At 53.4% G+C, this 10,471-nt stretch carries 12 protein-coding genes; 1 reads left to right on the top strand and 11 read right to left on the bottom strand.

Annotated elements, in window-relative coordinates; translation table 11 throughout:
* Positions 1-73: 73 nt before the first annotated feature.
* Entirely contained in the window at positions 74-739 is a 666-nt protein-coding gene (yieH, locus tag KQJ19_RS09685; RefSeq protein ID WP_047358455.1) for a 6-phosphogluconate phosphatase, read from the bottom strand.
* A gap of 167 nt (positions 740-906) precedes the next feature.
* Between yieH and adeP the strand changes: the two genes are divergently transcribed.
* Positions 907-2,244 (top strand): adenine permease AdeP, encoded by a 1,338-nt coding sequence (gene adeP, locus KQJ19_RS09690; protein ID WP_016155075.1) that lies wholly within the window; start codon positions 907-909, stop codon positions 2,242-2,244.
* Positions 2,245-2,359: 115 nt separating this feature from the next.
* On the opposite strand, the gene KQJ19_RS09695 is transcribed toward adeP, so the two are convergent.
* The 10 genes from KQJ19_RS09695 to KQJ19_RS09740 form a co-directional block, all read right to left on the bottom strand.
* Positions 2,360-2,926 carry an NADPH-dependent FMN reductase gene (locus KQJ19_RS09695; protein ID WP_003827046.1) on the bottom strand — a complete coding sequence of 189 codons (567 nt, stop codon included), beginning with the start codon at positions 2,924-2,926 and terminating at the stop codon, positions 2,360-2,362.
* 30 nt (positions 2,927-2,956) lie between these two features.
* A complete protein-coding gene (locus KQJ19_RS09700) occupies positions 2,957-3,703 on the bottom strand; it encodes a 4'-phosphopantetheinyl transferase superfamily protein (protein ID WP_016157819.1) in 747 nt (248 codons plus the stop codon).
* Positions 3,704-3,869: 166 nt separating this feature from the next.
* Positions 3,870-4,829 (bottom strand): HTH-type transcriptional regulator YidZ, encoded by a 960-nt coding sequence (yidZ, locus tag KQJ19_RS09705; RefSeq protein ID WP_016155073.1) that lies wholly within the window; start codon positions 4,827-4,829, stop codon positions 3,870-3,872.
* Positions 4,798-5,979 (bottom strand): MFS transporter, encoded by a 1,182-nt coding sequence (locus tag KQJ19_RS09710; RefSeq protein ID WP_019078000.1) that lies wholly within the window; start codon positions 5,977-5,979, stop codon positions 4,798-4,800. Before KQJ19_RS09710 ends, yidZ begins: the two co-directional genes overlap by 32 nt.
* 180 nt (positions 5,980-6,159) lie before the next feature.
* The gene (gene mnmE, locus KQJ19_RS09715; RefSeq protein WP_016155071.1) at positions 6,160-7,524 is read right to left on the bottom strand and encodes a tRNA uridine-5-carboxymethylaminomethyl(34) synthesis GTPase MnmE; all 1,365 of its coding nucleotides are present in this window, start codon (positions 7,522-7,524) and stop codon (positions 6,160-6,162) included.
* 135 nt (positions 7,525-7,659) lie between these two features.
* Positions 7,660-9,306, bottom strand: a complete 1,647-nt coding sequence (yidC, locus tag KQJ19_RS09720; RefSeq protein ID WP_216403599.1) for a membrane protein insertase YidC — start codon at positions 9,304-9,306, stop codon at positions 7,660-7,662.
* A gap of 2 nt (positions 9,307-9,308) precedes the next feature.
* Positions 9,309-9,566 carry a membrane protein insertion efficiency factor YidD gene (yidD, locus tag KQJ19_RS09725; RefSeq protein WP_003023846.1) on the bottom strand — a complete coding sequence of 86 codons (258 nt, stop codon included), beginning with the start codon at positions 9,564-9,566 and terminating at the stop codon, positions 9,309-9,311.
* A complete protein-coding gene (rnpA, locus tag KQJ19_RS09730) occupies positions 9,530-9,889 on the bottom strand; it encodes a ribonuclease P protein component (protein WP_003844432.1) in 360 nt (119 codons plus the stop codon). Before rnpA ends, yidD begins: the two co-directional genes overlap by 37 nt.
* A gap of 17 nt (positions 9,890-9,906) precedes the next feature.
* Positions 9,907-10,047 carry a 50S ribosomal protein L34 gene (gene rpmH, locus KQJ19_RS09735; RefSeq protein ID WP_003023858.1) on the bottom strand — a complete coding sequence of 47 codons (141 nt, stop codon included), beginning with the start codon at positions 10,045-10,047 and terminating at the stop codon, positions 9,907-9,909.
* 228 nt (positions 10,048-10,275) lie between these two features.
* Positions 10,276-10,471, bottom strand: a 196-nt coding sequence (locus tag KQJ19_RS09740; protein WP_216403600.1) for a hypothetical protein, incomplete at its 5' end; no start/stop codon positions are given.

The raw sequence follows: 10,471 nt of genomic DNA on the forward strand, positions 1-10,471 counted from the left end.
AAGAACGATAACCCCGCTGTTTTCGGTGGGGTTATCTTTTCCCGCGAACGCAGATTGTGTGATGGTTGCTTATTTAACGCGTAATATTCCAACCCCGCGCTTTCCACAATGCTGGCAACTGCGCCAGATCGGTAAACGTCGTCACTTTTGGATGATCGATTGGTTTGTTATGCGGATCGGCGCAGAAGTAAAACACTTCCATCCCTGCAGCAATCCCCGCCTGCGCACCTGCGCTGGAGTCATCAACCAGAATGCAGTTCTCAACGTTAACGTCCATCGCTTTCGCCGCATGGAACATCAGGGCCGGATCGGGTTTCCAGCGTTGAATATCGTAGCCGCTGAACAGCAAATCAGGGAAATGGTGCAACATACCCAGCTTACCCAGCGAGTGCTGCATCTTGCTGACCGGACCGTTAGATACCACGCACATAGGGACGGTCATGCTGTCCAGCAGCGCATTGGCACCGGCAATCACCTCCAGTTCCGTATCGAACAGACGTGCGACCTCTGCGCGGTAAACCGGTTCTAATTCGGCTTTTGCCAGTTCGACACCGTGCTCTTCGTTGATAATGTCGATGATCTCGTACAGCTTTACCCCCTTGAAGCGTTTAAAAGTTTCTTCAAGATCGAGCGTAATGCCGAACGCCTGGAACATGCTGACATACGCGCGAGAACAAATCACTTCACTGTCGACAAGGGTACCGTCACAGTCAAAAAATACGGCTTCTATCTGGGACATGTCATTTCCGTTTTAACAAGTTTAACGTTTTCGTAATGCATTATTGGGCGACGCAATCGTTGCCGTATAAGCAAAATCAATGAAAAAAGTTGCTCATAACCCAACCCTATTGTCGCATTTTGGTATAGGATAGCGACGAATTTTCCCTCCTTGTTCGGAAATTGATAATGAGTCAACAACACACAACCCAGGCTTCTGGCCAGGGGATGCTGGAACGCGTGTTCAAACTGCGCGAACATGGCACGACGGCACGGACCGAAGTGATCGCCGGTTTAACCACCTTCCTGACGATGGTGTATATCGTTTTTGTTAACCCGCAAATTCTTGGCGTGGCTGGCATGGATACCAGCGCCGTCTTTGTGACCACCTGCCTGATTGCTGCATTTGGTAGCATCCTGATGGGCCTGTTTGCCAACCTGCCGGTCGCACTTGCGCCTGCTATGGGTCTGAATGCGTTCTTCGCCTTCGTGGTCGTTGGCGCGATGGGCCTGTCATGGCAGATCGGTATGGGCGCAATCTTCTGGGGCGCGGTAGGTCTGCTGCTACTGACGATTTTCCGCGTACGTTACTGGATGATTGCCAACATCCCGGTTAGCTTGCGCGTGGGGATCACCAGCGGTATTGGTCTGTTCATCGGTATGATGGGGCTGAAAAACGCTGGTGTTATCGTCGCCAACCAAGACACCCTGGTGTCTATTGGCAACCTGACGTCCCACAGCGTACTGCTCGGTATTCTGGGTTTCTTTATCATCGCGATTCTGGCTTCACGTAACATCCATGCGGCGGTACTGATCTCTATCATTGTGACCACGCTGCTGGGTTGGATGCTGGGCGATGTCCATTACAACGGGATCGTCTCCGCGCCGCCGAGCGTAATGTCCGTTATCGGGCATGTTGATCTGGCTGGTTCGTTTAACATTGGTCTTGCGGGCGTAATTTTCTCGTTCATGCTGGTCAACCTGTTCGACTCCTCCGGTACGCTGATTGGCGTCACGGATAAAGCCGGTCTGGCGGATGCGAAGGGTAAGTTTCCGCGTATGAAGCAGGCGCTGTATGTGGATAGCGTGTCATCAGTTGCTGGTGCGTTTATCGGTACTTCTTCCGTTACCGCGTATATCGAGTCTTCTTCCGGGGTTTCTGTCGGTGGACGTACTGGCCTGACCGCGGTAGTTGTCGGCCTGCTGTTCCTGTTGGTTATCTTCCTGTCGCCGCTGGCGGGAATGGTACCGGGATATGCGGCCGCGGGTGCGCTGATTTACGTTGGCGTCCTGATGACATCAAGCCTGTCACGCGTGAAGTGGGATGACCTGACTGAAGCCGTTCCGGCGTTTATTACCGCCGTGATGATGCCGTTTAGCTTCTCGATTACCGAAGGTATCGCGCTGGGCTTTATTTCCTACTGTGTGATGAAAATCGGTACCGGACGTTTCCGCGATCTCAGCCCATGCGTCATCGTTGTCGCACTGCTGTTTGTGTTGAAGATTGTGTTTATCGACGCGCATTAATTGCCGCTGAGACGGTGCTGCGCGAGGCGTGTAGACCTGATAAGCGCAGCGCCATCAGGCAAATTTGATAACCGGATACGGCCCGCCAGGCATTGCAGCCAGCGGGCTTTTTCTTTTAGGCTTTCACACGCTGGATGTAGTCGCCAAATGCGGTCAACTGGCCGGTTAGATGGTCCAGCGTACTTTGGTCGATCACTTCACCTGTTTGCGGGTCCACTTTGTTCTGAATCACGCCGCCCATAAATTCCGGCTTATTCATTACCATGGCGTCGAGGAACACCAGGATCTGACGCAGATGATACTGGCAGCGCGCGCCGCCAATGGCGCCCATGGAGCTGGTCTGGATCAGCACCGGCTTACCCGATAATGGCTGATCCGGCAGGCGGGACAGCCAGTCGATGGCGTTCTTCAGTCCGCCAGGCACGGAATAGTTATATTCCGGTGTCACGATGACGACACCGTCAGCCTTCCTGATTTGCTCTGCCAGCGCTTCTACGCTTGCCGGAAAACCTTCTTCCTGCTGGAGGTCGGCATCGTACAGTGGGATATCACCAATTGATGGCAACGCGTTGACTTCCATTCCTGCTGGAGCAATCTTGGGCAGCGTACGGGCAACCATTCCATTAAACGAACCTTTGCGTAGACTTCCCAGTAACGTAACAACATTCAATGTTTCTGACATGGTGACTCCTGTTTCATCATAAAGGTTAAATCAAAGCGTATGGCTCTTCGCTGCGCATAATTGAGAGAACCGGATCAGACGACCCGTAGGCTCATTGGCGCGGGTCTGGATATCAGGCAAACTTTTCCAGTCCTGTTTACCATCAAACTCCCAAACCTTGAGTTTTTCAATGGTTGGCGTAACCGCAACCGACCACACCAGTACATCTTCCGCATCGCAAATGGCTTCAACCTGCGCAACATGGGCACATTTCAGACGTCCTGCGCCGGGTAAAAGCTGGAGTTCGTGCGGATCATCATTGCTTACATCGCCGGTGAGTTTGAGTACGCTCTGGCGCAACGTAATGAGCTGCGCGCGTGCTTCGTTGGGGTCGTTTTGGTTATTGATCCACAGATTTTCGTTGCTGGAGAAGCGCCATGTTTCCGTTGAATGCGGATGGTGAAAGCTGCGGGTAGCTCGCTGCAGTTCCATATCCAGCCCGCACGTTCCTTCAGTTGTTAGCGCAACGCCAACGATATTCCCGGCATAGGAAATCGAAAATCCCGGCAGGTTCTTATCGCGAAAAACGGGCTTACCTTTGGCCTGAGTAACAATCTCGGGCAGCGTACTGGTGCCGTAAAGCATAAACATCAGTTCAGCGAGTAAACTTCGGGAAGCCAGGAAACGTGTTCGGCGATGTGCGGGGAGATCTCTTGCTTCGATATGACATGGAGAAGGGAGGCGAGCTGAAACCAGGTGTCCCTCCGTAAGAATCCCTCTGGCAAAATGTGTCGCCATTTTTCGCTCCGTGATTAATGGTCCGTGATAATTACCAGAGTAACATTTACGCGGCATCCAGGCAGGCTTTGCTGCCCAAAAAGTAAGCTGAAATAGAATACATTACGCGATATTTACATTTCTGTTGCCAGAATAGTCGATTTAGCAACAAAGTGGCGGTGCAACGTCAGGACATATCGCGATAAAGCGCCTTGATGGTGTCTTTCAACCAGACGATCTTAGGATTATGACTGTTACGTTTGTGCCAAAGAAGGGTGAACGGTACGCGCATTTTTTCCAGCTGCGCGGCATCAAAAGGCATAGGACGCGCCACGAGCGGAAGCTGGTGGAGTTGGTTATAACGCTGGCAATAAACCGGAGCTGTGGCTATTAGCGCGTGATCCGGCTGGGCGGCCATAAACAGCGACTGCTCAAAACCGGGCAGACATAACGCAATATTGCGTGCGCGCCCCATCTCTTGCAGGACTTCATCCAGTGCCCAGGTATCGCTTTGCTCCCAGCTAATGCTGATGTGCGGATAGCGCAGAAATGTGTCCAGATTCCACTCTTCCTGCAATGCCGGATGATCTTCACGTAGCCAGACGCAGGGGAGATCGGAAAACAGCACTTCATGGTCGATCGACAACGGCAGCAAACTCAACAGTTCACGCGAACGCGGATGGCTTTCCCGGCCAGTAAAGCCGATATCCACCTCGCCGCGAATAATTGCATCCAGCGAATCATAGTCCCAGTTGCGTATTTTTATCGTCGCCTGGGGATAACGCTGATAGATCTGTCGGGAGAGCGCGTTAAACATGATCATCACCAGCGGCGTTTCGGCCACCAGATCAAACTTCAGCCCGCGCGGCGCTTCATGGTGCGGCTTATCCAGCAACTGGTTGCTCATCTGCATCCACTCTGCCAGGTTCTGTTCCATGCTGACCATCAGCGGTGTTGGCGTTAGCCCCAGCGGGGTGTTTACAAACAGTGGATCGTCAAACCAGGCCCGCAGTTTAGACAGCGACTTGCTGACCGCCGACGGTGTGACGTTCATCCGTTTGGCAGTTTTGGTAACACTGCGTTCCTGCATCAACAGCTGTAGGCAGAGCAATAAATTAAGATCGAGACTGCTGAGGGATTTCTTCATGAGTTGGCGTGGACCGGTTAGGTGCTACTGTGATAATCAGCATGATACTCACTATGCTACAGCCAATCAGAATCCCGATCAGCATATTCAGCGCATCAAGACCGAGCACCGCCGCCAGCCATATCCACAGCGAGGAACCGCAAACCTGCGCAATACCTAACGCCGAGCTGGCAACGCCCGCACGCAGCGAGAAAGGTCCCAACGCCTGGCTCATCGCGACACCGAAGCCGACCGAGAACCCGGCACAGATTAAGGTCAGCCCAAACAGCGTCACCATGTGCGTACTGGCCAGGGTTAACACCACACCAGCAGACAGAAACAGCACTTGTGAGGTCAGCATCAGAACGCGAGGTTTAAACACGCTCAGGGCGAATGGCGTAGAGAACGAGACCGCCATACTGATGCCTGCGGTCATGGCCATCGTGGTGGCGTACTCACCACGGTCAAAGCCCATCACTTCCATCAACAGCACCGGCGAAGTATTCACGAAGGTCAGGATCACCGACACGCTGAGAGTGGTGATGGCCAGGCGGCTTAAGAAAAAACGGTTCACCAGCGATTCAGATAGGTGGTTCTTCTCTGCAGATGCCGGGAGCGTCGCTGGGCGCGATTCTCGCAGGATAAACACTGACAGCAAGCAAACGGCCACCCCCATACCGATCATCGTGTAGAACAGGCTCTGCCACGGGTATTTGAGCATAATCAGATGCCCCATCACCGGTGCCAGTACCGGCACGATACAGGTGATACCGTTCAACAGCGACAGTACCTTCGCCCGGCGGCGATCGTCGAGCGTATCGCGCAGGATGGCGAACGCCACCACATAGCAGCAGCCTGCGCCTACACCCTGAATAAAGCGGCCTGTGAGAAACGGCGTACCGCTTTCGGCGAATGAACACAGCGCAGAGGCGAAAATAAAGATGAGGGCGCCGACAATAGCGACGGGTTTGCGTCCTGACTGGTCGGCAATTTTCCCGGCAAACAGCATCGCCGTCGCCATTCCCGCCAGATAAACCGAAAACGCGATATGCAGTTGCGCCTCGCTGGCCTGTAAATCGGCAGCAATACGGGGCAGCCCCACCAGATACATATCAATACCCGCGGGATAGAGTAACACCAGGGCGAAACTGCAGATTAGAAAGCGTGTCATAGCGACCTCATGAGGAATGTGGCGCTAAGCATACGGGCAGAGAGTCAACTGCACGAGTTGCCATTTGGACAACAGTGATTTCCACATGGGAAATCACTTGTAGCCGGATAGCCGCTTTGCTTTATCCGACCTACGGGTACTGTAGGCCCGGTAGGCATCGCGCCACCGGGCAACACAACGTTATTTGCCAATACAGAAGCTGGAGAAAATCCTTCCCAGCAGATCGTCGGAGGTAAATTCCCCGGTGATCTCACTGAGGTTCTGCTGCGCCAGACGTAGTTCCTCTGCCAGCAATTCTCCGGCCCATGCTCCGAGCAGTTGGGCTTTACCCTGCTCGAGATGCTCCGCCGCTTCTGCCAGCGCCTGCAGGTGACGACGGCGCGCCAGGAAGCCGCCTTCCATATTGGTTTCAAAGCCCATGCTCTGTTTGAGATGGTTACGCAGCACGTCAACGCCTTCACCGGTACGCGCGGATAGGCGAACTAGTGAGTGGCCATTTACTTCGCTAAGGCCCAGCGTCTCACCGGTAATATCCGCTTTGTTACGCACCACGGTAATCGGCAGTTTGGCTGGCAGACGGGCAATAAAGTCTGGCCAGATGTCAGCCGGGTCCACGGCGTCGGTGGTGGTGCCATCAACCATAAACAGAACGCGGTCGGCCTGTTCAATTTCCTGCCACGCGCGTTCGATACCAATGCGTTCAACTTCATCGCTGGCATCGCGCAGACCGGCAGTGTCGATGATGTGCAGCGGCATACCGTCGATATGAATATGCTCACGCAGTACGTCGCGAGTCGTACCCGCAATGTCGGTCACAATGGCCGCCTCACGACCTGCCAGCGCGTTCAGTAGGCTTGATTTCCCGGCATTTGGGCGACCGGCAATGACCACCTTCATCCCTTCGCGCAGCAGGCTGCCCTGACGCGCTTCGGCACGAACAGCATCGAGATCGCTGATAACGTTGTTGAGCTGCGCTTCAATCTTACCATCAGACAGGAAGTCGATTTCTTCATCCGGAAAGTCGATCGCCGCTTCCACGTAGATGCGCAGGTGAGTGAGCGCTTCCACAAGATGATTTACCCGTGCAGAAAATGCGCCCTGCAACGAGTTCAGCGCCGAGCGAGCGGCTTGCTCTGAGCTGGCATCGATCAGGTCGGCAATTGCCTCTGCCTGGGCCAGATCAAGCTTATCATTGAGAAACGCACGCTCGGAGAATTCACCCGGTCTGGCAATGCGCAGCCCGGGAATGGTCAGAATACGTTTGAGCAGCAGATCGAGAATCACCGGACCGCCGTGGCCCTGAAGCTCTAAAACATCTTCACCGGTAAAGGAGTTCGGGCCGGGGAACCACAGGGCAATTCCCTGATCCAGCGTGCTGCCATCCGCGTCTTTAAACGGCAGATAGTCGGCATAGCGCGGTTTTGGTAGTTTCCCCAGTACGGTTTCTGCAACCTCGCGCGCCTTCAGGCCGGAGATGCGCAGGATACCCACGCCACCACGTCCCGGTGGGGTGGCCTGAGCGACGATGGTGTCGTTATGGTTCATGATAGCTCTCTTGTAAATGTAAAAAAGGCGGTCTAATGACCGCCTTCTCTGGCATTAACTTTACCGTGAATACTCGAAATAATTCAAGTGCAGGAAGGCGGCAAGCAAATTCAGCCAACGCCCCTACGACTAGTATCAGGAGTTTTTCTTCTCGCGGCTATGCAGGCCACGTTTCTCCAGACCACGGTAAATCAGCTGCTGCTGAATAATGGTTACCAGGTTGCTGACGATATAGTACAGCACCAGACCTGATGGGAACCACAGGAAGAACACGGTGAAGATGACCGGCATGAAGGTCATGATCTTCTGCTGCATCGGGTCGGTCACGGTGGTCGGAGACATCTTCTGAATGAAGAACATCGTCACGCCCATCAGGATCGGCAGGATGTAGTACGGGTCCTGTGCAGACAGGTCATGGATCCACAGAGCGAACGGCGCATGACGCAGTTCAATGGAGCCCATCAGCATATAGTACAACGCCAGGAAGATTGGCATCTGGATGATCAGCGGGAAGCAGCCGCCCAGCGGGTTAACCTTCTCAGCTTTGTACAGGGCCATCATTTCCTGGCTCTGACGCTGTTTGTCATCGCCCAGACGCTCACGCATAGCCTGAATCTTCGGCTGCAGCATACGCATCTTCGCCATGGAGGTGTACTGCGCTTTAGTCAGCGGGTACATGATGCCACGAACGATAAAGGTGATAACGATGATGGAGAAGCCCCAGTTACCCAGGAAGCTATGGATCCACTTCAGCAGTTTGAACAGCGGCTGAGAGATGAACCACAACCAGCCGTAATCCACGGTCAGATCCAGGTGCGGTGCAACTGCCGCCATTTTATCCTGAATTTCCGGGCCGACCCACAGGGTGCTGGTCATCGCGCCAGTCTGGCCAGGCTGAACCAGTACCGGCTGTGATTTATAGCCGATAGCGGCAATGCCGTTACCCAGATTAGCGGTATAGAAGTTGTTGGTGCCGTCGTTACGCGGAACCCATGCCGTTGCGAAATACTGTTGCAGCATTGCGACCCAGCCGTCTTTAGCATTGACGTTCAGGTTTTCGTTTTCAGCAATGGTGTCGAATTTGTATTTCTCATACTTCTCATCCGGCGTGGAGTACGCCGCGCCACGGAAGGTGTGCAGCGCAAAGTTGCTGCTACCGGTGTCGCGATGAGATGGCAGATTGATGGATTGCTTCAGCTGACCAAAGGTGGAGACTTCCAGCGGTTTTTCGCCGGCGTTCTGCACGCTGTAGTTAACGTTGACAGCATATTCACCGCGCTTGAGTACAAACGTTTTAGTGAATATGTTACCCGCTGCGTCAGTATAGGTCATCGGGATCTGCAGTTCGTTCTGACCGTCAGCCAGTACAAACGCGTCTTTTTCGACGTTGTACAGCGGACGCGGGCCGTTAGCCGGGTTATCCGGGCCGTCACGACCTGTCAGGCCACTCTGTGCCTGGTAGATGAACTGTGGCGTGGTTTCCAGTAACTGGAACGGTTCGGTAGAACCGAGTTCTTTCGGGTAAGCTGGCAGTGAAGCCTGTTCCACATCACCACCACGGGTGTTGATGGTCAGATCAAGCACGTCAGTTTTAACCGTAATCAGTTTCCCCTGGCCACTGGCCGGTACGCCCTGGTCTGCGGCGCTACCCGCTGCGGTGGTCGTTGTCTGCGTGGTCTGTTGGGCCTGAGGTTGCGGGTTTTTATCCTGCTCCCAGGCTTGCCAGATCATGAAAGACACGAACAGCAAAGCGATGACTAAAAGATTGCGTTGCGAATCCATCGTTAGTGTTCTCTGGTATCAAATGGTCCGGGCGGGACGGGATCGTCACCACCAGGGTGTAAAGGGTGGCATTTTAATACGCGTTTCACCGTCAACCAACTGCCTTTTATCACTCCAAACCTGCGCAATGCCTCAATTCCGTAGCTCGAACAGGTTGGAGTGAAACGGCAATGCGGCCCAAGCAGCGGACTGATCAGGCGTTGATAGACCCGAATAAGGGCTATCAGGACCCGCGAGCCAGGCGACAATGGCGACGCCATAATTTTTCCAACGCTTCCGAGAGAGCACGGTTATCGAGGTCAGCAACCCCTTTTTTCGCCACCACCACGAAATCCATTGCTGGAAGTTCGTGCTGACGTAAACGAAAGCTTTCACGTGTCAGACGTTTAATCCGATTGCGTTCATGCGCGCGTTTAACGTTTTTCTTGGCGACGGTAAGACCGATACGGGGATGCCCCAGCGAATTCAGGCGGCCGAGGATGGTGATTTGCGGCGTGCCAGCCCGTTGTGGCTGCTGGAAGACGAATGTGAAATGAGTGGGAGTTAACAAACGTAACTCCCTGGGAAATGCGAGCTTAACCACTCAGGGGCTAGCTTTTATTACTTAGAAACGGTCAGACGAGAACGGCCTTTAGCACGACGACGTGCCAGAACCTGACGACCATTTTTATTAGCCATACGAGCACGGAAGCCGTGAGAACGGTTGCGCTTCAGTACAGACGGTTGAAAAGTGCGTTTCATGGCGATTTCTACCTAAACTTGAATAAATTCACTGACTTTTGCGTATACCCGAACGAATTTCGAACGACTTACGCCACAGTGTGGGTGATTAAAGAGGCCGGATTGTAATAATTGTACACTCCGGAGTCAATTCTCTTTCCTTATTTCCCGCTTTTTTCCGCATGGTTTCGCGTATAAAACAGGCAGCGTTGACGCCGTAAGGCGACCGTTACTCGCTGGGGGTAAGAATTATACGGGCTGGCGGATAAAGCGCAAGGATCGCTCGGGATCTTTATTAGATCGTTTAAGCAGTAAAGCATCTTTACTCATTAATTTTTTCAATATGCGCGCTAAAACCTGCAGCACTTCTCCAGGATCGTTTACACTTAGCCGATTCTGGATCATCCTGTGGATAAATCGGGAAGAATCTGTGAGAAACAGAAGA

Source organism: Citrobacter sp. S46_ASV_140, from assembly GCF_018919545.1.
Classification (GTDB): domain Bacteria; phylum Pseudomonadota; class Gammaproteobacteria; order Enterobacterales; family Enterobacteriaceae; genus Citrobacter; species Citrobacter braakii.

Bases quoted from the DNA above. Each gene is read 5' to 3' on its own strand.
- yieH (WP_047358455.1), bottom strand. From the start codon at position 739: ATGTCCCAGATAGAAGCCGTATTTTTTGACTGTGACGGTACCCTTGTC.
- adeP (WP_016155075.1), top strand. From the start codon at position 907: ATGAGTCAACAACACACAACCCAGGCTTCTGGCCAGGGGATGCTGGAA.
- KQJ19_RS09695 (WP_003827046.1), bottom strand. From the start codon at position 2,926: ATGTCAGAAACATTGAATGTTGTTACGTTACTGGGAAGTCTACGCAAA.
- KQJ19_RS09700 (WP_016157819.1), bottom strand. From the start codon at position 3,703: ATGGCGACACATTTTGCCAGAGGGATTCTTACGGAGGGACACCTGGTT.
- yidZ (WP_016155073.1), bottom strand. From the start codon at position 4,829: ATGAAGAAATCCCTCAGCAGTCTCGATCTTAATTTATTGCTCTGCCTA.
- KQJ19_RS09710 (WP_019078000.1), bottom strand. From the start codon at position 5,979: ATGACACGCTTTCTAATCTGCAGTTTCGCCCTGGTGTTACTCTATCCC.
- mnmE (WP_016155071.1), bottom strand. From the start codon at position 7,524: ATGAACCATAACGACACCATCGTCGCTCAGGCCACCCCACCGGGACGT.
- yidC (WP_216403599.1), bottom strand. From the start codon at position 9,306: ATGGATTCGCAACGCAATCTTTTAGTCATCGCTTTGCTGTTCGTGTCT.
- yidD (WP_003023846.1), bottom strand. From the start codon at position 9,566: ATGGCGTCGCCATTGTCGCCTGGCTCGCGGGTCCTGATAGCCCTTATT.
- rpmH (WP_003023858.1), bottom strand. From the start codon at position 10,047: ATGAAACGCACTTTTCAACCGTCTGTACTGAAGCGCAACCGTTCTCAC.